This window comes from uncultured Psychroserpens sp. (assembly GCF_947501425.1).
In the GTDB taxonomy this organism is placed as follows: domain Bacteria; phylum Bacteroidota; class Bacteroidia; order Flavobacteriales; family Flavobacteriaceae; genus Psychroserpens.
Map to the genome: position 1 here is coordinate 462482 of NZ_CANMVN010000002.1, position 23595 is coordinate 486076.

Annotated in this window: 17 protein-coding genes and 2 tRNA genes; 6 read left to right on the plus strand and 13 right to left on the minus strand. The window is 34.3% G+C overall.

Going from position 1 to position 23595, the window contains the following annotated elements:
• Window positions 1–64 precede the first annotated feature (64 nt).
• The gene (locus Q0951_RS04615; RefSeq protein WP_299334832.1) at window positions 65–1702 is read right to left on the minus strand and encodes a CTP synthase; all 1638 of its coding nucleotides are present in this window, start codon (window positions 1700–1702) and stop codon (window positions 65–67) included.
• Between the two features lie 169 nt (window positions 1703–1871).
• Between Q0951_RS04615 and Q0951_RS04620 the strand changes: the two genes are divergently transcribed.
• The gene (locus Q0951_RS04620) at window positions 1872–2705 is read left to right on the plus strand and encodes a GNAT family N-acetyltransferase (RefSeq protein ID WP_299334835.1); all 834 of its coding nucleotides are present in this window, start codon (window positions 1872–1874) and stop codon (window positions 2703–2705) included.
• Between the two features lie 48 nt (window positions 2706–2753).
• Here the strand turns inward: Q0951_RS04620 and Q0951_RS04625 are convergent, their stop codons facing one another.
• Entirely contained in the window at window positions 2754–3623 is an 870-nt protein-coding gene (locus tag Q0951_RS04625) for a DUF4349 domain-containing protein (RefSeq protein ID WP_299334837.1), read from the minus strand.
• A 132-nt stretch (window positions 3624–3755) separates the two neighbouring features.
• Here Q0951_RS04625 and Q0951_RS04630 point away from each other — a divergent pair, with 132 nt between their 5' ends.
• Both Q0951_RS04630 and Q0951_RS04635 read left to right on the plus strand, forming a co-directional pair.
• The gene (locus tag Q0951_RS04630; RefSeq protein WP_299334840.1) at window positions 3756–4646 is read left to right on the plus strand and encodes a hypothetical protein; all 891 of its coding nucleotides are present in this window, start codon (window positions 3756–3758) and stop codon (window positions 4644–4646) included.
• Window positions 4647–4705: 59 nt separating this feature from the next.
• Entirely contained in the window at window positions 4706–5128 is a 423-nt protein-coding gene (locus Q0951_RS04635) for a hypothetical protein (protein ID WP_299334842.1), read from the plus strand.
• A gap of 9 nt (window positions 5129–5137) precedes the next feature.
• On the opposite strand, the gene Q0951_RS04640 is transcribed toward Q0951_RS04635, so the two are convergent.
• The 7 genes from Q0951_RS04640 to porU all read right to left on the minus strand — a co-directional run bounded on the left by Q0951_RS04640 (window position 5138) and on the right by porU (window position 15355).
• Window positions 5138–5824, minus strand: coding sequence for an SDR family oxidoreductase (locus tag Q0951_RS04640; protein ID WP_299334845.1), 687 nt, complete (start codon window positions 5822–5824; stop codon window positions 5138–5140).
• Window positions 5814–6797, minus strand: a complete 984-nt coding sequence (locus Q0951_RS04645; RefSeq protein WP_299334848.1) for a M20/M25/M40 family metallo-hydrolase — start codon at window positions 6795–6797, stop codon at window positions 5814–5816. Before Q0951_RS04645 ends, Q0951_RS04640 begins: the two co-directional genes overlap by 11 nt.
• 114 nt (window positions 6798–6911) lie before the next feature.
• Window positions 6912–8573, minus strand: coding sequence for a pyruvate dehydrogenase complex dihydrolipoamide acetyltransferase (locus Q0951_RS04650; protein ID WP_299334851.1), 1662 nt, complete (start codon window positions 8571–8573; stop codon window positions 6912–6914).
• Window positions 8574–8576: 3 nt separating this feature from the next.
• Window positions 8577–9575, minus strand: coding sequence for a pyruvate dehydrogenase (acetyl-transferring) E1 component subunit alpha (gene pdhA, locus Q0951_RS04655; protein ID WP_299334854.1), 999 nt, complete (start codon window positions 9573–9575; stop codon window positions 8577–8579).
• 90 nt (window positions 9576–9665) lie between these two features.
• Window positions 9666–10148, minus strand: coding sequence for a cytidine deaminase (gene cdd / locus Q0951_RS04660; RefSeq protein WP_299334856.1), 483 nt, complete (start codon window positions 10146–10148; stop codon window positions 9666–9668).
• Window positions 10149–10217: 69 nt separating this feature from the next.
• Window positions 10218–11447: a type IX secretion system outer membrane channel protein PorV gene (gene porV / locus Q0951_RS04665; RefSeq protein ID WP_299334859.1), complete on the minus strand. Its 1230-nt coding sequence runs from the start codon at window positions 11445–11447 to the stop codon at window positions 10218–10220.
• 65 nt (window positions 11448–11512) lie between these two features.
• Complete coding sequence (porU, locus tag Q0951_RS04670) at window positions 11513–15355, minus strand: type IX secretion system sortase PorU (protein WP_299334861.1); 3843 nt, start codon at window positions 15353–15355, stop codon at window positions 11513–11515.
• Between the two features lie 252 nt (window positions 15356–15607).
• Here porU and gldJ point away from each other — a divergent pair, with 252 nt between their 5' ends.
• Both gldJ and murF read left to right on the plus strand, forming a co-directional pair.
• A complete protein-coding gene (gldJ, locus tag Q0951_RS04675) occupies window positions 15608–17293 on the plus strand; it encodes a gliding motility lipoprotein GldJ (protein ID WP_299334863.1) in 1686 nt (561 codons plus the stop codon).
• Window positions 17294–17359: 66 nt separating this feature from the next.
• Window positions 17360–18628, plus strand: coding sequence for a UDP-N-acetylmuramoyl-tripeptide--D-alanyl-D-alanine ligase (gene murF, locus Q0951_RS04680; RefSeq protein ID WP_299334865.1), 1269 nt, complete (start codon window positions 17360–17362; stop codon window positions 18626–18628).
• Window positions 18629–18906: 278 nt separating this feature from the next.
• Here the strand turns inward: murF and Q0951_RS04685 are convergent.
• Window positions 18907–18981 (minus strand) — tRNA-Val (locus tag Q0951_RS04685).
• Between the two features lie 43 nt (window positions 18982–19024).
• Window positions 19025–19099: transfer RNA gene (locus tag Q0951_RS04690), tRNA-Val, on the minus strand.
• 160 nt (window positions 19100–19259) lie between these two features.
• Here Q0951_RS04690 and Q0951_RS04695 point away from each other — a divergent pair.
• Window positions 19260–20771 (plus strand): hypothetical protein, encoded by a 1512-nt coding sequence (locus tag Q0951_RS04695; RefSeq protein ID WP_299334867.1) that lies wholly within the window; start codon window positions 19260–19262, stop codon window positions 20769–20771.
• Here Q0951_RS04695 and Q0951_RS04700 read toward each other — a convergent pair.
• Both Q0951_RS04700 and Q0951_RS04705 read right to left on the minus strand, forming a co-directional pair.
• On the minus strand, window positions 20764–23253 hold the full coding sequence (locus Q0951_RS04700) for an Hsp70 family protein (RefSeq protein ID WP_299334869.1): 2490 nt from the start codon (window positions 23251–23253) through the stop codon (window positions 20764–20766). The genes Q0951_RS04695 and Q0951_RS04700 overlap by 8 nt on opposite strands.
• Before the next feature lie 6 nt (window positions 23254–23259).
• Window positions 23260–23553 (minus strand): hypothetical protein, encoded by a 294-nt coding sequence (locus tag Q0951_RS04705; protein ID WP_299334871.1) that lies wholly within the window; start codon window positions 23551–23553, stop codon window positions 23260–23262.
• Window positions 23554–23595: the final 42 nt, after the last annotated feature.

Genomic DNA, 23595 nt, shown 5'->3' on the forward strand with positions numbered 1-23595 from the left:
ATAATTTAGTTCTCCGATTGGTTAGGAGAGGATCGCTTTGAATCTATCAAAAAGCTATCCAATATTAGTTTTGTGCCATACTGACACTATTATTATTTGTTTTGAAATTTAGGGCAGCCTTTACAAAGGATACAAAAAGCGGATGTGGATTAGCGACAGTACTTTTATATTCTGGGTGATATTGCACACCAATAAACCAAGGGTGTGCTGGAATCTCAATAATCTCTACCAGACCTGTCTCAGGATTAAACCCTGTGGCTTTCATTCCTGCCTCTTCAATCTGCTGCTTGTATTTATTATTAAATTCGTAACGATGTCTGTGACGCTCTTTTATCGTTTTTGTTTGATATACATCTTTTGCAATTGTATCATCGATAAGTTCGCAATCCCATGCTCCAAGACGCATTGTACCTCCTTTGTGAGTAATAGTTTTTTGCGATTCCATAAGATCAATTACAGGATTTGGAGTGGCCTCATCCATTTCAGTAGAATTAGCATCTTTCAATCCTAAAACATTCCTCGCGTATTCAATCACTGCCATTTGCATACCTAAACAAATCCCTAAAAAAGGAATGTTATGTTCGCGAACATACTGTACCGCTTCAATTTTTCCTTCTATTCCACGTTCACCAAAACCTGGTGCTACTAATACACCATGCAAATGTTTTAATTTTTCGGCAGCATTAGACTCGGTCAAGTATTCAGAGTGAATGGATTCAACTTTAACTTTCACTTCGTTCTCTGCTCCTGCATGAATGAATGCTTCCAGTATGGATTTATAAGAATCCTGAAGTTCTACATATTTACCTATAAGTCCGATTGTAACCTCTCCTGACGGATTTTTATGACGAGACAAAAACTGATTCCACTGTGTAAGATCAGGTTGAGAGCTGTTTAACGCCAACTTGCCTAGGACTACTTTATCAAGACCTTCATCCAACATCAAATTTGGTACATCATAAATTGTTGAGGCGTCAATAGACTGTATGACAGCTTCAGGGCGTACATTACAAAACTTAGCGAGTTTTTCGCGGACATCTCTTGGTAATTCATGTTCTGTACGACAAACTAAAACATCTGCCATGACTCCACTTTCCATCAATGTTTTGACACTATGTTGAGTTGGTTTGGTTTTTAATTCACCAGCTGCAGATAAATAAGGCACAAGTGTTAAATGGATGACAATGGCATTATTTTCGCCTAATTCCCATTTCAATTGACGTACTGCTTCTACATAAGGTAAAGACTCAATATCACCAACTGTTCCACCAATTTCAGTAATCACAATATCGTAATCTCCTGTTTGTCCTAAGATCTGTACACGATGTTTGATTTCATCAGTAATATGAGGAATAACCTGAACTGTTTTTCCTAAAAACTCGCCACGACGTTCCTTTTCAATAACACTTTGATATATACGACCAGTAGTAACGTTATTTGATTGACTGGTAGGAACGTTTAAAAAACGCTCATAATGCCCAAGATCAAGATCAGTTTCAGCACCATCATCAGTAACATAGCATTCACCATGTTCATAAGGGTTTAGAGTTCCTGGATCAACATTGATGTATGGGTCTAGTTTTTGGATGGTAGTTCTATAACCTTGAGCTTGAAGTAATTTTGCCAATGAAGCAGCAATAATTCCTTTTCCAAGTGAGGAAGTTACGCCTCCAGTTACAAAGATGTATTTAGTAGTTGTCATGTTGCGCTGTTAAACGCAGGCAAATTTACAAAATTTAAATAGTTATTGTTGTATTACGGTTAGGATTAATTATCAACATTAGGAATGAATCTGAGTTCACCTATATTTGACTTGTGTTTATTGTTAAAATAGTCGAAATTGTAATGTCAATCTCTATCAAATTCTCCTGATGATCATTAAAAGTTTAGAACATACCAGCACAACCGACATCCTTAACACTTTTAATCTATCCTTTTCAGATTATTTTATTGCCTTTGCATTAAGTCTCGAACAGTTGGAGCAAAAACTGAAATCAGAAGATATAGACCTCTCCATTTCTGTAGGTGCATTCCACGAGAATCAATTGGTAGGTTTTATTCTTCATGGTAAACGAAAACTCAATAATATAAGTACATTTTATAATGCAGGCACTGGTGTTATTCCATGTGAGCGTGGTCAAAACTTGACACAAAGAATGTATCAGTTTTGTATACCAACACTTATAGCTAAAAACTTAAAACAAGGGTTTTTAGAGGTAATCTCTAACAATGATGCTGCAATTTCCATTTATAAAAAAGTAGGTTTTAAGACTACTAGATCGCTACCTTGCTATAAAGGTATTCCTCAGATAAAACCTGCTAATATTGCAGTTGGTATTAGAGCATTAGATACTGTGGATTGGAATCTATTCAAATCATTTTGGGATTGGAATCCAACCTGGCAAAATCAACCTGAAACTCTAAATTCTATTTCTGAGACCCTTAAAACTTTAGCAGCTTATTACAATGATATGCTTATAGGCTATATGATTTACAATCCAAAAACAAATAAAATTCATCAGTTTGCTATTAATAACACTCATCGTCATTTAGGTATTGCTACACATATTTTTGATTATGTTTCAAAAGGCAAAAGTGTTACCTTAATCAATATCGATCAAAATGATGTGGCTACAAATTCCTTTCTAAACACTTTAAAGCTTGAACAATTTTTAACACAGTACGAAATGACCATATTGTTGTAAAAAAAGAGTAGCAGACTCAAATTAGTATGCCACTCTTCTCTCCCATTATTATGCTTTTCTTTTTCTGATTTTCTTTCTAATCACAAAAAACAATACTGTTCCAATAATCACCAAAGGCCAAACATATATAAGTGCGAGAATTAAACTTTCAATGATATGCCAACCATAAGTTAAACCCTCTTTACCTTTAGCAAAAAATGTTTTTGAATAGCTTTCTGGTTCTTCTTTGTAGGCTACAGTTTCGTATAAATCTATTTGAATTGTGCTGTAAGACACTTTATTAGTTAAGTATTTTAAGCGACCCTGTGCCGATTCTATTTCCTCCTGAATGATGCGTAGTTTATCTTCAGTTGTAAGAATATCTTCAACGGTAATGGCGTTCTTGCGTAAAATCATTTCATATCGTGCTTTAACTTCTTTTTTCGTTTCCAATCGGGTTTGAATATCGATATACTCTTCTGTGACATCCTTTGTCGTTATATTTTCATACTCTACAAATTCAACCATAAACCCTATAGAATCCATCATAGTATCAAAGTACTGTTGTGGGATTTTAATGGTAAATCTATTTTCCTTTTGATATAAGTTATTCTCAAATCGCAAATCAGAAATATAAGCGCCATAGCTTTGAGCAATACGTTTAATCTTTCTGGTAGCTGTTTTGACATTCTCAACTTTATATCTTGCATTAGCTGATTTTATAATTTTCAAATCGGCTGGAACCTGACTAATTCCTACTTCAGACTGGAGTGCTGTTTGTGCCTCATCTGATACTACTTCGTAATCATCTTTAATGTCTGCTGTTGCTAAAGAGACGTTTTCTTTATAATTCGCATTGTGGTTACAGGACATGACGGAGATCCATATAGAAAAGATGACAATTAATTTAATTTTTGATTTCAATACGATTGCATTCATAATTTTATATTTTTAATGATTATGAAACAAATCTAGAGCGTCAATGCTATCATGGCTTGTAAAGCTCCTGTAAAACCTTTGTAAATTAATTTACAATCATTAAGAAGCTGAATATAAATAGCATATAATTTATTGAATCCCACAGATACATATCAATTCAATCAGCTTAAAACCGCTGTGATCTCTAAATTTTTAGAACATCATAGTGTACCAACAGATGTAAAAGACTGGAATGGTAATGATATTGTTATGTTTCAGGAGGATTTGTTTTCTGAAGTCAAAGCACGAGTAAGTGAAAAATGGTTTTACACCTATTTTAAAAATGAGGCTTCTAAACTTCCAAGAGTAGACATGCTCAATTTACTGAGTAGCTATATTGGCTTTGAAAACTGGAACGCGTTTAAATCTGCTCATATTTCCGAAGCATATTCAAAAAAGAAAAAAAAGATCTTTTGGCCAGCCATTTTTATTCCAATAATAGCAGTCTTTGCTGTCACCATGATAAATTCGAAAAATGAGTTTCGATTTTGTTTTCAAGACGATTTAAATACTAAAATTGTAACTGAATTGAATATAAAAATCCTTCAAGAGAACCAATCACCATTGTATTTTAAAACGGATAGCTTAGGATGTTTTAATTATAAAACGAAAAAAGACAAGATTACATTCGTAGTATCCTCGCCTTATTATAAAACAGATACTATTATTAGATCTATTGATAGAAATAAACATCACAGCATTAAGCTAAAAAGTGATGACTATGCATTAATTTTAAAGTATTACACCAGTGGAAATGTAAAAGACTGGTCAACTCATAAACAGAAAATAGAAAATATTATTCATGCTAAGGCTTCAATTTACAGGCATTATCATAATAATATGGGAGTAGAAATCTATTCGAAGGAAGAATTCGTTAGACTTTTAACCATACCCACTTCAGCATTAAACCGAATACGTATATTAGATAAAGATTTTGATTACGATAACAATCAAATCACAACGTTACACTTTATAGTAGATTGAAAAAAATTGTATACATAGTACTCCTGATATTGATAATCTCATGTAAAAATGAGAATCAAATGGCTGCTGATAACGTAATGGAAGCTACGGTAACTGACTTTGAACTTGAAGTAGCACCAGAATCTTTATTGCGAATAAGCACACAGAAATTAAATGAATATGTTGAGCTCCTTAAACTTAAGCAAGATCATCCAGATTTTGAAAGTGAAATCAATGCTCAGTTATCAAGCTTCACTAAGGATCATCTACCATTATCTGACTATCCAGAGGAGTTTACCATTTCAGATATACATCAAATTGGAGACACAAGGCTAGAAGCAGATAGCTTAGAACTCTTTACGTTAGGCTTTACAGTCCATACTAATTCGAAAACCTTCAAAGACTCTGTATTAACCAGAGTAAGTAGTAAATTAGATTACACACAATATACCGAAGCTGTGACAGTAAAAAAAGTGACTTTTTTAAAATTTACCGATAAATAAGAGTATTAGCTAAGGTGTAGAATTAGACACCTGAAGAACCTTTCCGTTATAATATTTATTCCCATTGAGAGCAAAATCCTGAATATACTCTGCCATTTCTAAAGCGGTTGTTGGCGCTTGATAATCTGGAAAGGCCTCTTTGAGCATTTCCGTTTGCACAGCACCTAAAGCCAGAACGTTAAACTGAGGACCTGTTTCTTTGTATTCTTCAGCAAGTAATTCGGTTAATGTGATTACTGCACCTTTACTTGAACTGTAAGCTGCAAGCCCAGGAAATTTCATACTCCCTTGGATGCCTCCCATAGAGCTTATGGTTACTACATGACTACTAGATTTCATAAAAGGCAAAACAATGCGTGTCATTTCAGAAACACCAAACACATTGGTTTCGTAAACTTTAGCAAAATCTTTGAATGTGGTTTCTGCAAATGGTTTATTGAGTAGCATTCCTGCATTATTAATCAATATATCGACATGCTTGAACTCGTTTTTAATAAACTGCTCAACTTTTTTGTAATCGTCCACTTCACATAAATCGAAAGAAAAAGACGCTATATTATCAAAGTGCAAATTATTGACAGGCTGTGCATTTCTTGACAGGGCTAACACATTATGTCCTTGATTGGCGAACAAATGCACTAACTCGAAACCTATCCCACGACTTGTACCAGTTATAATTATATTTTTACTCTCCATACATCACAATTTCTTTAGTTTCTGTAGTACTCATCATTTCAATAGCTGGTATTATTTTATTGATTAAACCTGCCATGAATTCATAATTTAACTCACTTACCTCATCGTCTACATGATGGTAATAATCAAAATTAGTGAGATCGCACGATGAAATGGTTTGGCATGGTAAATTGAATTGCTGATAAAATGGATAATTATCTGAACGTTTAAACAAACTATATTTTTTAGCTACTTCGGAATAACCTATAAGATTACTACCAGCATACTCATTGATTTTAGCCGCCATATTTGACAAATCATAACCAGAAACAAAAGCTTCATAATCACGATCTTTAAATGGTACACCTATCATTTCAAAATTAACCATACTATATAGATTAAGTCCTTCTTGTTTTAATCGCTCTGCCAGATGCTTAGACCCTAATAGTCCCATCTCTTCTGCGGAAAACAAAGCGACCATTATACTGCGCTTGTTACTCTTTTTGGCTGCAAAATATTTAGCTATTGCCATGACTGCACTAGTTCCTGCTGCATTATCATTAGCTCCATTAGCAATAGAATCGCCATCAACTATTCTACCTTTTCCAATATGATCGTAATGGGCTCCCAGAATAATAACTTCATCTTTAAGAGTTTTATCTGTACCTTCAATAAAACCAACGACATTAAACGCATCGATTTCTCCAATTTTGAAGTTATCTCTATAAGTCTCGTAATATGGTTTTACGCCATAAGATTTAAGCTCGTTTTCAATATACGTTGCAGATTGATCTATACCTTCACTACCAGTATTTCGTCCCTGACGATCGTCTGATGCCAAATAGGTTACAATGTCTTTAACTTCAGAGCTAGTAATAGTTATTGTTTTTGAGCTTTCACCAGCTTTACCTGGTTGACCGTCGTCACCTTTGAATTTAGCGGCACATGATACCACAAATAAACACGCAACAAGTATCGTAATTAGTTTATGCATTCCTATAGATTTTAATAAAGTTTAAATATAAAAAATCCCGAGTTGAAAACATCAACTCGGGATTATATAAATTAGATTCCTCACATGAGTTTAGAATAATAAATCTCAAATTGCTTACACCAGCATCGTCACAGGATTTTCGATGTATCCTTTTAATGTTTGGAGAAATTGTGCTCCAGTAGCGCCATCGACGGTTCTGTGATCACATGCCATAGTTAACTTCATAGTATTTCCTGGAACTACTTTCCCGTCTTTTACGACTGGTTTTTCTACAATAGCTCCAACAGAAAGAATTGCTGAATTTGGCTGATTGATAATTGATGTAAAGCTTTCGATACCAAACATACCTAAGTTAGAAATAGTGAAGGTACTTCCCTCCATTTCATCTAAAGTAAGTTTTTTGTTTCTCGCTCTACCAGCATAATCTTTTACTGCAGCACCAATTTGGGTTAAACTTTGCTCATTAGCAAAACGAACCACAGGAACCACCAAACCGTCAGGCACTGCAACTGCTACACCAATATGCACATGATTGTTTAAGCGCATTTTATCATCAAACCACTGCGAATTCACTTGTGGATGCTGACGTAGTGCAAGAGCACAAGCCTTAACAATCATATCATTATAAGATATTTTTGTATCTGGTAATGAGTTATACTGTGCTCTGAACGCTATAGCATTTTCCATATCAAATTCTACATTTAAGTAGTAATGTGGCGCAGTAAATTTAGACTTCGCTAAGTTTTTAGCAATAGCTTTACGCATATTAGAATTTACCACCTCATCAAAATCTTCTTGTCCAGAAGGTACAAACTTAGCCACAAGTGCAGACGATTGTGATGCCGCAGCAGGTGTAAAGTTTTCAATATCGCGTTTTATAATTCGTCCATTCTCACCAGATCCTTGTACCTGAGACAAATTGATACCTTTCTCTTCGGCCATTCTTTTAGCTAATGGCGATACAAAGATTCTACCATTTGGAGAAGTAGGAGCTGAATTCACTTTAGCAGTTGTTTCAACTGTCTTAGGCGTCTCTTTTTGTTTCGGTGCTTCAACGGCTTTAGTTTCTTTCTTTGGAGCGTCTTCTTGTTTGGTTTCTGAAGATGACGAGTCAACTTTAAAGTTTTTAGCAACTCCTGAAACATCAGTTCCCTCAGGACCAATAATAGCGAGAAGTGCATCTACTTTTGCAGACTCTCCTTCTTGTAATCCTACATGAAGCAGAGTTCCTGATTGGAATGATTCAAATTCCATAGTAGCTTTGTCTGTTTCAATTTCAGCTAAAATATCTCCCTCTTCAACAGTATCACCTACATTTTTTAACCAAGAAGCTACGGTTCCTTCTTCCATTGTATCACTTAATCGTGGCATGGTAACCACTATGACACCTTCTGGTAGCTCTTCGTTTGAATCTGTAGCATCTGATTCAGCATCTGATTCAAAATCAACATCTGAAATATCAACATCTTCATTGTTGCTTTCAGTAGCAGCATCAGAGGTCTCAACTTTACCATCAAGAAGCGCTGAAATATCTTCACCTTCTTCGCCGATGATAGCTAAAAGTGTATCCACCTTAGCTGTTTCTCCTTCTCCAATACCAATATGAAGCAAAGTTCCTTCGTTAAAAGATTCAAACTCCATTGTAGCTTTATCGGTTTCGATTTCGGCTAAAATATCGCCTTCTTCTACTTTATCTCCAACTTTTTTCAACCAGGAAGCGACAGTGCCTTCTTCCATAGTGTCGCTCAAACGAGGCATATTAATTACTTCAGCCATAGCTTATAATTTGTGTTGTATAAATGGATAATCTTCTTGCTCATAAACCGCATCATACATAACGCTCTTTTCAGGATATGGTGATTCTTCTGCGAATTTCTCGCATTCTTTCACCAGCGCTTTTACGCGTTTATCAATAACAGCGATATCATCTTCTGTTGCATATTTCTTTTCCAGGATAATATCTTTTACCTGTGTAATTGGATCGATTTTTTTATACTCCGCCACTTCATCTTTGGTTCTGTAATGCTGTGCATCAGACATTGAGTGTCCTCTATAACGGTAGGTTTTAAGCTCTAAGAATGTTGGCCCTTCACCACGTCTAGCTCTGGCAATTGCTTCGTCAAAAGCTTCAGCAACTTTAACAGGATTCATTCCATCTACTGGTCCGCAAGGCATTTCATAACCTAATCCCAATTTCCAGATATCTGTGTGGTTAGCAGTTCGCTCTACCGATGTTCCCATGGCATATCCATTATTTTCACAAACAAAAACAACAGGTAATTTCCATAGCATTGCTAAGTTGAACGTTTCATGAAGCGAACCTTGACGTGCAGCACCATCTCCAAAACAACATAAGGTAACTGCATCACTTCCGTGATATTTATCACCAAAAGCAATACCAGCTCCCAATGGAATTTGACCACCTACAATACCATGACCTCCATAAAAACGATGCTCCTTAGAAAAGATATGCATCGATCCACCAAGACCCTGTGAGGTACCAGTAGCTTTACCGTATAATTCAGCCATAACACGTTTAGGATCTACACCCATACCTATTGGCTGAACATGGTTTCTATATGCAGTAATCATTTTATCTTTAGTCAAATCCATAGCGTGAAGCGCTCCAGCTAACACAGCTTCCTGACCATTATACAGGTGAAGAAATCCTCTTACTTTTTGTTGAATGTAAACTGCAGCTAGCTTGTCTTCAAACTTCCTCCAGAACAACATGTCTTCATACCATTTTAGGTAAACTTCTTTTGTTACTTTTTGCATTGGTGACGTTAATTATTTAAACGAATAACAAAAGTAACACTTTAGTTAGTAATGAAAAAACCGAAAATCGTAAAATTTATTACGAAAACGTTATAGAAAACTTCTATCGAAACCAAGTGGCAGTAAATTGGCAAGCGAGTGTGATTTTACAACCTTACCAGAAGTACCCATAAAGTAAATTTCAATAGGTGACTCTTGTTTAAATTCGTATTCTGCTATAGATTGTCTACACGCTCCGCAAGGAGGAATAGGTGTGCTGGTCTCATGAGTTTGCGATCCAGCAGTGATAGCCATAGATACTATTTTAGCATTAGGAAATTGTGCTCCTGTGTAGTATATAGCAGTACGTTCGGCACATAAACCTGAAGGATAGGAGGCGTTTTCTTGATTACTACCAGTGATGATCTCACCATTATCAAGTAAAATAGCCGCTCCAACCAAAAATTTAGAATAAGGCGCATAGGCCTTTAATCTTGCTTCTTTAGCCTTTTCCATAAGTGACGCTATAGATTTTGGCAATTCATCAAAACTATCAAAAACAATTAGCTTAGATTCTATATTCACTTCCTTCATTACAAACCATTTTAGACAAAAAAACTATTGCTAAAGAACAATAGTTTTTTGTGTTTTTCTTATTGACTACTAGTATTCGTCATACTCTCCATCACCAAAATTAAATGTTAGAGAAAAACGCAGTGTGTTTTCTAACGGACTTTGAACTTTAGATGCTGAAAATAGATATGATAGATCAATATTAATTGTTGTGTATTTAAATCCAGCTCCTAGAGCAAAAAACTTTCGTGCTCCTTTTTCTTCACTTTCATTAAAATATCCTGCTCTAAATGCAAATGAATCTTGATAAAGATACTCTGCACCTAAAGCCCAAGTAAACTCTTTTAATTCTTCACTAAAACCTCCTGGTGCATCACCAAACGATTGAAAAATTCCTGACAAGAAACTAACATCATTAGATTGACCTCCTGTTATGATAGTTGGCTCACTTTCGTCTACATCTGGAGTACTTGTATCGTCAGGAGTTTGTTCCCCATCTCCATTTCTATCCACAAAACCAAATAACGGCGGTGTAGGAACTAATAACTTGGTAATCTCTGCAGTGACAGCTAGCTTATTATAATCATCGAAAATAAAATCAAACCCACCACCAATTCTTAAGTTAGTTGGTAAAAAGTTTTCTCTACCTCCATCATCATATTTGATTTTTGGACCTAGATTTTGAATAGCAAAACCAAAACGGGTTCTACCATTAAAACTGTTGTATGCTTCTTCTTCACTTTGATAATAACCTGATATATCAACACCAAATGATCCTGCTGCTTGTGCATTGGCATCAACGGCTTGAATTCTTAAATCTGAACGCAAATAACGTAATGCTACAGACATTGCAAACTGATCAGCTAAACGCAATGAATAAGATGCATCTACTGTAAATTCATTTGGTTTCTCTATTAATGGCTCAGAAAATTCATCTGGACGAATTTCAATTTCACCTAAACCAAAGTATTTAAAACTAAATCCGAAAGAACTTCGGTCATCAATTCTATTAAAATAGGTCAAATAAGCAATTGAAATATCATTAACTAATTTACTTAGGTAAGGCGTATAACTTACGGCAATTCCTGATTTCGCCTCAGAAAATGTGTATTTAGCAGCATTCCATTGTTGTGCATAAGCATCTACTGAAGTTGCTACTCCCATATCTCCCATACCTGCTGAACGCGCATCTGGTGCTATCAGCATAAATGGAACTCCAGTTGTAATAACTGTAGATTGATTTGGAAAGGTTATTGTTTCCTGGGCATTAGAAAAATTAAATACCGAAAGTGTAATAAGGGCTAAAATGTATTTTTTCATCTGTAAATTCATGTTCATTTCAAGGCATTTCCACATTGAATATATTAAGCAAATATAATTTATTATTATAGTATGACAAGTTTTTCGATTTTTTCGACTTGTTTATTTAAACGATTGGATCTTACTTTTAGTTTATAAACATAGACACCTTTACCGATTTTATCGCCAAAATCATCTCTGCCATCCCAAACTATGTCTTTAGAAAGCGAACTAGTTACCTTTCCACCTCCTGAAGTTTGTCCGTTTAATGTTCTGACTAATTTTCCAGAAACAGTAAATATCTGTACTGAAACGTCTAAAACATCAGAACTATTGTGATTGAACCAAAATTCTGTGTAATCTATAAATGGATTTGGATAATTTAAAACGTTACTAATCACCAATTCTTCATCTTTATCTCTTACCAAAAACTCAATTTCGGAAGTAGATGAATTATTATAAACGTCCCATGCTTTGAGGGTTAGAGTATGAAGTCCTGGCTCCAAATCTCTAAATGGATAACTTAATCTTCCGCTTTGATAATCATCAACATTAGCTTGATAATAATCATTTAAAACAAATGGATTCGTTTCATCACCATCAATAATTGCTGTAATGTCATGACCAATTCCACTCGCTGTATTTATCCCGTTATCATCTTGAAGTTTAGCAATAAGTGTAGGTTGTTCGTTTGTAATTCCCCCTGAAACAAAATTCTCATCGTTCATAAAAAGATTAATTACAGGACCTATATTGTCTTCTTCAGCATTTTCATTGATGCCTCCAATTTCAATATCAAAATTGTAACCCGACTTATCATCAAGAATATTGTCTTGCTTAGAATAGAAACTCACCTTTCCTGGACCTACAGGTATTCCAATATCTCTAGGCACCACAAATTCAAAATCAAATTGACCATTGGTAACTGTGGCCTGACCTTTAAATAAAGTTTCTCCAAGCGTTTTAAAATCAAGTATAATTAAACCATCATCATCACTAATTCCATTATTACCCAGCGTTTGCCTTTCAATTTCTTTATCGAAAACAGTTGCAGTAACAATACCATTGTAATTGGATAGAAAGTTTCCTGAAGAATCATAAAGTTCACCAGACATTTTCACTCTATCTAGTGCTTTTAATGGTTCGTTAAAAGCATCGACAGGTGTATCATTAACTTGAGTTAATCTAATTTCAGGTCTAGGAAATGCTAATTTCATTGCTGGATCTCCAATAAAGAATACCAATGGTTTTTGCGGACTTCCAGACACGCCGTCGTCGTTTTTAGTAAGTCTTAGTGCTTCAGCCATAGTTGGATATTCTATAGACCCATAATTAAATAAATATTCGTCGAGAATTTCGTTGAAAGTCACACCAACAGTAACAAAAATTTGTCTAGTAGTGGTGATCAATGCTATGGCTCCACCTTCTTTATTCCAATAGGTAAACTCTCCTGCTGTAGGTCTTTGCGGATTATCAAATTTGGTATATTCGCATGTAACTGTTACAAAGAGGTTAAACTTACAGATGTTTCTAATATCTTGGGCGTCTACCTTTGTAAAAATTCGTTCAGCAGCCAGACCATCCTCTCCTCCATGACCAAAATAATTGACCACAAGTGCTCCTACTTCCAATGCATCTTTTAGTGCCTGATTCACCACAGGATAACGCTCTCCACTAGCAGTAGCTTGCTGTTGGTAGGAGTCTGTGTGAATCTTGATAACATTCATAAATGGTTTTTCATCTGTTACTTCATTACCAATCTCATCGGTTGTATTCTGTAATACTTTTTCCCAAGCTTTATCTACATCATCAGAAACAACAACAAAGTTATTCCTCCAACTCCCAAAAGCCTCTTCTCCATAATAGCCTTCAATTTTGTCTACTAGTTCTTTTGCTCTTTGAGGTGAATCTGCTAGTATTCTACCTACAGCAATATCCAAACGCTCCTGACTTTCCATAAGTCCTTCATTTTCGTCCATCATTCCGTAGAAATCATCAGATATAAATGAAGATGTTAAACTAAAACTTTGTTTAGAATTCCAGATAGGTACAATATTAGTGTTATTTGAAATTCTGTCTTTATAATCGTAAGACGCATCTCCAAAAAGACATACGTATTTTATTCGCCTACTCGGACTACTCGCATTGTGATATACATAACGTATTAGATTTCTAATTGCAGAAATATCCTGATTTCCAGAACTGAACTCTGCATAGATTTGATCAAGTGTGACAACTTTTACATTTAGATTATACTTATCTCTATTAATTTGAGCCAACCTTTCTGCCTGAGAGCTGTAATTGCTTCTAGCAACAATTATGTAATCAATATCTTGAAATTCTCCTTGTTCGTTTAAAAAAATGGTTCCTTTGATATTTTGATTACTTACACTCGTATTAGCATCTCTTGATGGTTGGAAATAATCTAAATTAGATACCGTAATATACCGTTTACTTTCTCCAGCGACATCTTTAAAACTCAATGTTTGACTTTGGTCGGTATTTATAACCGACTTCACATTATACTTGTCTGTAATATCCCAGACTTCCTGGAGGTTATTTGCATTTGATATTGTGTACTCTGCAATTCCTGGATTGAGAGCAACGTCATTGTTTTTAAATACGAACTGAGAACCTTCAAAAATCAATCCTCTGGTAGCTTCTATTGAAATGTAATCCAGATAGCCTAATGCTGAAGGGTTACCGTTATTATCATATACAAGGTCAACAGTTACCTCTGAAGATGGTAAGTTTACATCATTTTGATAGGTACTCGAGAAAGCCAATATAGGATCATCAACTACAGAAAAACTAAGTGTTCCAGCCAGATTACCATTCAACACGACCTGCATGTTAGTTGCTGTACTTTCACTAACACCTGCCGCAAGAACTTTGACATTAGCTGGCTCAGTAGATACTATGTTAGGAAAACTAAAGTTAAAGGTTCTTTCATTTTCAACATCAAAGCGCTCACCAAACCATCTTCTACCAATCTTTGCTAAATTATTCTCATCGACCTCGTGGAACTGATAATCCTGAAAGGTATTAACTTCTATAGTCACCTCATCTTGCGGTTGATTTAATAGCTCAATACGTTTACCTGGACCACTACCTAAATTGATAAAATAATATGATTTATCAGAATAGAGATTGATATTAGTATCACTTTCCTGATTGTATTCTGTAGGACCTTCGGCATAAAACAATATGTAGTCATCATCATTAAAAACACCATCTTCCTCGCCAACAAACCGTATAGCATTCTCTGTGAGATCTAAAGGATAAAACTCGCTATTAGCCATTGGAAGCATAGCGCCTCCATTTCCGTAAACTCTAATAGATCTTGGATCTACATTAGTATTTACTCCAATAGAATTGAGAAATCCTTTACTCAATCTAAACACACCCGATTTATCTACATAGAACTTATGCCATGTTCCAGAGCTTAGTACCGAATTTGTAATTTCATTTATATTTTGTGAACTTCTATTTAAACTTCCGTATTGATAGGTAACCGAAAAGCTAGTTACTTTTTTATAAACACCTCTATCATTAATAATTGGTGTTAGTTCTAAATAGGCCGACACCTTATCTCTATCAATAGCATTCTTTAATGTAATATTAGGTGCATTAGGAATAGTAGATAGTGGAATATCTTTAAGTTCAGATACACTAATGTTAGCATAAGCAACTTGTGTGAGCTCTACAGAATTCTCATTAATTCTTGACGTTTCCTCCCATTGAGTAGAAAACACCAAACCCCTTTCATAGGTGAAATTAAAATACTTTGTTTCAAAACTTGGAACCTCAATCTCTGAGTTAGCAGTTTCTAAAGTTCTGGTACCATTCCATAAGATATCAAACTGTTTCTCTTGAGAATAACTAAAAAATGAAATGATAGATAGAAGTAATAGTAAATATTTTTTCATAGTAAAATAACGTCTATAAACTCATGATATTATAGAGTCTCAATTTTTTATTCAAAATTACAACAATAATTAATTTATTCAATCGTTATTAAGAACAAAATACATCGATAAACTGGTCAAAAATCCGTTATTGTGTACAAAAAAGAGGATGAAATGCAACTTTTTTTGCATGAATTTGCCAAAAAATGTTGTTAGTTTACCTTTAATTACTATATTGCGTCTCTAAAATTAAAACTAGCTTACTTAAAAAGTATGGATATGAAAAACGTCTTAAACCTAAGGATACTATTAGCCCTAGTACTATCTTTAACAATTGTTAGCTGTAGCAGAAACTCTTCTTCTAAGAACATGTCTAGAGCAACAGGATGGAAAATCAACGATAAAAATGGTGGTTTCCAGTACAATGACAAATTTCAAGAGCAAGAAACTGGACCTGGTCTAGTATTCGTAGAAGGTGGAACTTTCACAATGGGAAAAGTTCAGGATGATGTCATGCATGACTGGAACAATTCTCCAAACCAACAACATATTCAATCATTCTACATGGATGAATCTGAGGTAACAAATAAAATGTATACCGAGTATCTTGATTGGATTAAAAGAACTTATCCGCCAGAAGAAGAAAATTATAGATTAATTTACGAAGGTGCTTTACCAGACACCTTAGTTTGGAGAAATCGTTTAGGCTATGCTGAAATGATGACTGAAAATTACTTACGTCATCCAGGTTATGGAGAATATCCTGTTGTTGGTGTAAGCTGGATCCAAGCTGTAGAATTTGCTAACTGGAGAACAGACAGAGTTGCAGAAATGGATTTACAAAATGCTGGTTACTTAGAAAGAGATTCGCATTTATCATCATCTGCAGAAAGCAATTTCAACGTTGATACTTATATTAACGCGCCAACATTAACATACGGTGGAAATGATTCAATTATCAATCCGGAGAAATCCAGACGTAGAGTACAAACTACTGCTTCCGGAGATACTATAAACACATACGCTAGAAGAGAATCTGGTATTATTTCTCCAGATTACAGACTACCAACAGAAGCAGAATGGGAATATGCAGCACTTGGATTAAGTGAATTGAGAAGTTATAATGTTTACAGAGGTCGTAAGAAATATCCATGGGACGGTCAATATACACGTTCTGGAAATCGTAAAACAAGAGGTGATCAATTAGCTAACTTCAAACAGGGTAAAGGTGATTACGGTGGAATTGCTGGTTGGTCTGATGATGGAGCTGATATTACAGCTCAAGTAATGTCTTACGAGCCAAATGACTATGGATTATACGATATGGCTGGTAATGTTGCCGAATGGGTTGCTGATGTTTATAGACCTATTGTAGATGACGAGTTTAACGACTTTAACTACTACAGAGGTAATGTATATACCAAAAATGCAATTAATGAAGATGGTACTGTAAAAGTAGTGACTCCTGAAGAAATTGTTTTTGATACATTAGCTAACGGAAAGATTATTGCTAGAAACTTACCTGGTGAAATTTTACAAGTAGGTGTAGATGAAAATGAAACCTATTTAAGAACTAACTTTGATAAAAGCGATAACAGAAACTACAGAGATGGAGATGTAAGATCGTCTCGTCAATATGCTGATAGTTTTGATGAAGAAGATACAGATGAGACTGAAAGCATGACTCGTAAAATGTATAATTCTCCAAAACACAATATCGAAAGAGACTCAACAGGAAATGTTATCAAAGAATACGATACTTCTAATCAAAGAACATCTTTAATTAACGATCAAGTTCGTGTTTACAAAGGTGGTTCATGGAAAGATAGAGCATATTGGATTGATCCAGCTCAACGTAGATATTTCCCACAAGATATGGCTACAGATTACATTGGATTTAGATGTGCAATGTCAAGAGTAGGATCTAAATCGCAAGGAAAAGGAAAGAAAAGAAATTAATCTTTTATTCAAATAATATAAAGCCTTAATCATTTTTGATTAGGGCTTTTTTATTACATTTATTTCATGGAATTAGAAACTATTTATAAGTACTTCCTGAAGTGTCGTACTGTTTGTACAGATACAAGAAAGATCACACCTAAATGTATGTTCTTCGCTTTAAAAGGTGACAATTTTAATGGTAATACGTTTGCCAAAGATGCCTTAGCAAAAGGCGCTTCATTTGCTGTAATAGATGAAAAAAAACAACAAATAAATAACCAACAGTATATTCTCGTTACTGACGTTTTAAAGACATTACAGGATCTTGCAACACTTCATCGTAAAATGCTCAACATTCCAATAATCTCGTTAACTGGAAGCAATGGCAAAACAACCACCAAAGAGCTTATTAATTCTGTGCTCTCAAAAAAATATAATACTACTGCTACTGTGGGAAATTTAAATAATCATATTGGAGTTCCTCTCACATTACTAAGTATGGACAATGCTACTGAAATTGGCATTGTGGAAATGGGTGCTAATCATCAAAAAGAAATAGAGTTCCTTTGTGATATTGCTTTACCAGATTACGGATTGATAACAAACTTCGGAAAAGCTCATCTTGAAGGGTTTGGAGGAGTTGAAGGTGTTATTAAAGGTAAGTCTGAGCTTTATGTGCATTTGAAAGCTCATAACAAGACCATATTTATCAATCAAAATGATGACTTACAAGTAAAACAAGCAGGTGATTATGACAACTTAATTCGGTTTGGATCAGACACAACATTACTTAAATCGCAACCATTTGTAAATCTAGCATACAAAAAACATAAAATTCAAACCCATTTAACGGGTGCTTATAACTATAACAATATATGTATAGCCATTGCCCTTGGTGAGTATTTTAATGTTGAAGAGCAAGACATCATTGATGCTATTGAAAACTACATCCCAAGCAATAACAGGTCTCAAATTATTGAAAAAAACGGACACCATATCATCTTAGATGCCTACAATGCAAATCCCTCTAGTATGTTAGCAGCTTTATCAAACTTTGAACAACAAGACAGTCAAAACAAAATAGCTATTTTGGGAGATATGTTTGAGTTAGGTGCAGATGCAAAAATGGAGCATCAATCTATTGCAGATTTGGCAAATACACTGGCATTAGAGCACTTGATCTTAGTTGGTGAAAACTTTTTTAATATTGAGCATAAACACAATAATACATCCTATTTTAATACTTACGAGGAGTTAAAAACAGCATTTCAAGCGTTTAAATTTAAAAATAAGATGATCTTGATCAAAGGCTCCAGAGGCATGGCTTTAGAGCGTATATTAGAACTTCTATAGGAGTTACAGCTCGCAATGAACTTATAATTAATTCCAAATCAAATTCACTGCTGAAGATAGAACATCGAAAACGATTTTATTTTTTCTATTTGAGACACCTAAAAAGCATTGCTTTGGGTGGATTAACTTCGTTGATCCAGATAAAACCCAATTCTGAAAATAGAAAATACCTAATCGAAAACGATTTTATTTTTTCTTTTGGTGACATCTTCAAAGAGATACTTTGGATGTCTCCAAAAGAAAAAATCTACACTTTCGTGTAGATTTTCTGCTTGTTGTGGGTCATACTGGATTCGAACCAGTGACTTCTACCCTGTCAAGGTAACACTCTAAACCAACTGAGTTAATGACCCATACTTCTAAAACCAAAAAAGTCTACATTTCTGTAGACTTCTGTGGGCGCGAAGGGATTCGAACCCCTGACCCCTTGGGTGTAAACCAAGTGCTCTGAACCAACTGAGCTACGCGCCCTAAATATTGGACTGCAAATATAGTCTAGATTTTTAATTAGCAAAAGCTTTTTTGAAAAAAAATAAAATAATTTTTTCGAGGCATCATGTACTAAAAAAAATAGCTAATTAATCTTGTTCTAATTTATTTTGATATTTTTAAGTTATATAATAAAAACACGTTGAAGTACATCTCTTTTATTGACCAATTAGGTATTGATATCGATGAATTATCGCATATTGATTCTTATGGTATCATGAAACTACAAAAACAACTCAAAGCCAAAGCAATGTTAGGAGATGCTAACAATCTTGGTGAGGTTGCTAATTTGATAGACCAACTTAAAGATGAAACAAATCGACAATATCATGTTTTTGTTGAAAAACACCAATGGTTAAAACATCTCATATCTGGAAATCACCAACTTATTAATCAGAGTGAAATTGAAATAGATCAATATGAAATTCAGAATATAGATGGTCTAAAATATTTTCTTGCACCATTTCTAAAAGAAAATCTAAAGCTTTTTTTATCAGAAACACTCAACAAAGGGAAATATGTTCTCATACTAAAAGTACTTGTTCATAATAATCTGTTTTCCGAAGAGAACAATCAACTCGTTATTAATTTTTTTAAAGCTAGACTTAATTATGCTACTGTATATTTGAGAGAAAAGCGATTAAAACAGAAAGAATATCCCGTGGGATTTATTGCAAACAAAATATTTATAAACTGTTTGAATCAATATCCAGATTGTTTTAATGAAGAGATACAAGAACTAAACTCTGAGATTATTGATGTTTACAATTCTAAGCGCCGAAATATCGATAATAATGAATTTAGATTTGCAGCAAAGGCAATGGTCGCCTTATCAATTCTTGACACCTCCAATATTTTTTTAGAGGAAACTTTAAAATCCAATGCTAGTATAGCTCGAGAATATACGTATCCATCAAGATCTAGCAGAAGAACAGGCTCAGGTTTTGGAGGCTGGGGAATTTTTGTATTGGTTATGCTCGTAATCCGAGTTGTATTATGGGTTGGGAAGAGCGATACCAGCTATAGTTCTTATCCTACAACTTCAAATAACACAATCATAAAAATTTCAGATTACAGAAAAAATAATATTAACGAATTACATAATATTGTCTCTGTATACCCTAAAATAAGCGAGAATAAACCCACTGTCCCATTACGTTATAATCTTTATGACAACCCTTATAAGCCAAAATTTCATACATTTTATCCACCAAAAACCAGTGAGGACATCTCAAGATATGACACCTATGTCACCAATTTAACAAACAAGGAGCTCATTATGTTTATGCTTTATAAAAATAATGACAAAGCGGTATATATTCCGAAGAATAAAAGAGCATCATTACAAATTAGTGCAAAGGATACTATTATGTTTTACTCCGGAAAAAATTTCGTTAATTTCTCAAAGTCCTCGAAGTTTTTTAAAACTGAAGCCTATATGAGCAAATTATACATTATTGATAGTATCAATTTCGATCAAAAGCATTATATCAATGTGTATCCAGAAAATGAGTTTGAGATTATTGCTGACAAAACTCTGAGTCCAACTAGAAAATCGGACTCTATTCATTTAAAAAACATCTTTTACAGAACTACAACCCTTAATAAAGCAAGAACACAAACGGTCATTAATCTTTACAAACCGCCTAACTAAGTCCAGTTCTACTATCATCCTTAAAGTTTCTTTGCTTTTCTTTTTCGTAGTCTGGAAGTAATGCAGATAAACCGTATACAATATGTCTTAGCGACTTATAATCTTGTTTCTCTAAGGCTTGATCTCCTTGTTTAAATAACTTATCAGCTCTTCTTTGATTTGAGAATTCAGTACAGAACTTCAAGTTCAAAAAATAAGTGATAAAGTTTTCATCACTGGATTGAATGATGGCATCATAGAGCTCGTCAAGTTCTTTTATTTTAGAACGAATTAAATATTTATTACCAGAATTAATCACTTCGCGTTCATTTTTAATGATTCGCGCATACTTTTCCTGATAGCGTTCATTTTCTTCTTTATTCAAATGATATTCTAAACTAGACTTTGTATCCTTATACTCTTCTATCTCTTTGGCGATAAGCTTATTTCGGGTAAGGTCATCAAAATCCTGAATGAGTTTTCGCTTTCTATCATCGAGTTGAAACTTTGCATCAGAAATATCATCGTCATTTATTAAAGAGGCTGAAATCTGAGTCTCAATTAATCCAACACGAATGGTTTCTAATTGTTGAGAATATTCAAAATTTTCTTCAGAATTATTGGTCTTGATCAACGCTTCAACATCACCTAAAACTGTATTTATTTCCATATTGATCTTGTTGATACTTATAGCACGTTCAGACTCACTAAATACATTTTTAAACTCCTGATCGCAAGATTGTAGAAAAACATTAATCTTCAAGTCACGAGACTCAGTTACTTCAATTTCTATTTCTATATCAGTACCCTTAATCAAATCTTCCTCAAGATCTTTCCCTGAGATCTCTATATATCCAATACTCAATCCTGAACTTGGTAAGCCTTTGGATTTTCCTTCAATAATATTAATGATTAAATTGGATTTTGATTGTTGTAGTATAGTTTTAGATGCTGTTTTGTAAATTTTCTTTCTCAATGGAAGTATACTTCCCTTAGCAAACACCTTCTCTAATCTTGTTGCTGATGCATCAAGATCATCCACTTCCATACAAATATCATTAGGTAATGGCTGCCCTTGCACATTGTAACTGCCTTGATTGATGGATATAGTATCAATGATTTTAACCACATCTAAAGCAGAATTCAACAATTGGATTTTAAACAAATTTAAACGCCCTTCAAGTAGTGGGACAAATTCTGAAAATCCTCCATCATCTAGTGTCTTAACTCCAGAATCATAGCCACCATCTTTTCTCATTATTCTAAAACCACTCACTTTATCTGATGCAACTTTACCTGTGATTAACTCTTCAAGATCTCTTGTGTTTTGCTCATAAAACAATTTAAAATCAACAGTATCTTCTTCCTTTTCTACTACTAGCACATCCTGTGACACTGATGCTGGCTTAGAGCCTGCATAATATGCAGCACCATGCACTACAGCAGATGTTGGGTCTATTGTAGAATTTACCTCTACGCCAATAGCTTCTGAAATTCGCTTTTTAATTAATGGCACATAAGTACTTCCGCCAATTAAAATAACTCGCTCAATTTGAGAGTTTAGCAACTGATTGTTTTTAATCACATCCTGAATGAATTGGATGGTTTGCTCTACCTTAGGTGCTATGAGATCTTCAAACTGTTCACGTTTTATAACAAACTGCTCAAAGAAATTATCACCATTGATATCGATATCAAGCTCAATTTCAGTTTCCTCATAATGTGATAGTTCCTTTTTGGCTTCTTCAGCAATTTTCAGTAATTCGAAGTAGAGTCCTTTGAAGTTGGTTGTTTTAGATTTTAGATCTTTCCAGAGGTTAGCAATACCTAATTTCTCTTCAATAAAAGGCACGATCAATTTTTCAACAATTAGATTATCAAAATCGGCACCTCCAAGATAGTTATCTCCTAAATTATCCGTAACCTTTAGTTCTCTGTCGTTGACCTCAACTAAAGCAACATCAAAGGTTCCTCCTCCAAAATCGTAAACAATCCAGTTTTGTTTATCACTCACTTCTATAGAAGAGGTATTAGCAAAAGCCAAACAAGCTGCAATAGGTTCTTGCAATAAAACCACCTCTTTAAATCCTGCCATATATCCAGCTTTCTTAGTTGCATTGGACTGAATGGTATCAAAAGACGCAGGAATTGTGATAACCACAGAAGTCATTGATTCTTCGTCATTAACAAAGTTCTTAAGCTCTTTTAGAATTAGTGAAGACAACTCAATAGGCGACATTTCTTTATCAATGGAAGGAACATAATAGGTGTCTTGAGTACCCATCTTTCGTTTGAAAAGCATGCAAATATTTTCAGCATCTTTTTCCAAATAGTCAAGAGCTTTATCTCCAATTACTGTTCTATTTCCTCGGAAAGCAATACATGAAGGCAGAGTTTGCTTCAAACCTAAAGGATTGTTGTATATTTTGATATTCCCATCGTCATATTTAGCAATGAGACTGTTGGTTGTTCCTAAATCAATAGCAAAGTTTATAGTTTTCATTCCAGGCTATTCTACAATTACAATTCCTTTTTGAAGGAGTTTTGTTTCATTATTTTCCACTTGATAAATCACAGGCTTCAATACTTTAGTTATTTTAGATTGTTTATTTAAATCTCCTAAAATATTAGCTTCTACATCTGTCATTTCATTTCGGTACGACTGACCAACTGGGTTAACTATCTGAAAACCCATAGTTTCAAATTCATGATATATACGATCTAAATATCGATTTGCACTGTCATTGTTTTCCTTCTTCATTTTTATATCCAATGCAAATATTTGGTTGATTATCTCTGTCATATGACTCATTTTAATTGAATATTAAAGATACAAATATTTATT

Excerpts from the sequence above, each read along its gene's own strand:
- Q0951_RS04615 (WP_299334832.1), bottom strand. The coding sequence starts at position 1,702 with ATGACAACTACTAAATACATCTTTGTAACTGGAGGCGTAACTTCCTCA.
- Q0951_RS04620 (WP_299334835.1), top strand. The coding sequence starts at position 1,872 with ATGATCATTAAAAGTTTAGAACATACCAGCACAACCGACATCCTTAAC.
- Q0951_RS04625 (WP_299334837.1), bottom strand. The coding sequence starts at position 3,623 with ATGAATGCAATCGTATTGAAATCAAAAATTAAATTAATTGTCATCTTT.
- Q0951_RS04635 (WP_299334842.1), top strand. The coding sequence starts at position 4,706 with ATGGCTGCTGATAACGTAATGGAAGCTACGGTAACTGACTTTGAACTT.
- Q0951_RS04640 (WP_299334845.1), bottom strand. The coding sequence starts at position 5,824 with ATGGAGAGTAAAAATATAATTATAACTGGTACAAGTCGTGGGATAGGT.
- Q0951_RS04645 (WP_299334848.1), bottom strand. The coding sequence starts at position 6,797 with ATGCATAAACTAATTACGATACTTGTTGCGTGTTTATTTGTGGTATCA.
- Q0951_RS04650 (WP_299334851.1), bottom strand. The coding sequence starts at position 8,573 with ATGGCTGAAGTAATTAATATGCCTCGTTTGAGCGACACTATGGAAGAA.
- pdhA (WP_299334854.1), bottom strand. The coding sequence starts at position 9,575 with ATGCAAAAAGTAACAAAAGAAGTTTACCTAAAATGGTATGAAGACATG.
- cdd (WP_299334856.1), bottom strand. The coding sequence starts at position 10,148 with ATGAAGGAAGTGAATATAGAATCTAAGCTAATTGTTTTTGATAGTTTT.
- porV (WP_299334859.1), bottom strand. The coding sequence starts at position 11,447 with ATGAAAAAATACATTTTAGCCCTTATTACACTTTCGGTATTTAATTTT.
- porU (WP_299334861.1), bottom strand. The coding sequence starts at position 15,355 with ATGAAAAAATATTTACTATTACTTCTATCTATCATTTCATTTTTTAGT.
- gldJ (WP_299334863.1), top strand. The coding sequence starts at position 15,608 with ATGGATATGAAAAACGTCTTAAACCTAAGGATACTATTAGCCCTAGTA.
- murF (WP_299334865.1), top strand. The coding sequence starts at position 17,360 with ATGGAATTAGAAACTATTTATAAGTACTTCCTGAAGTGTCGTACTGTT.
- Q0951_RS04700 (WP_299334869.1), bottom strand. The coding sequence starts at position 23,253 with ATGAAAACTATAAACTTTGCTATTGATTTAGGAACAACCAACAGTCTC.
- Q0951_RS04705 (WP_299334871.1), bottom strand. The coding sequence starts at position 23,553 with ATGACAGAGATAATCAACCAAATATTTGCATTGGATATAAAAATGAAG.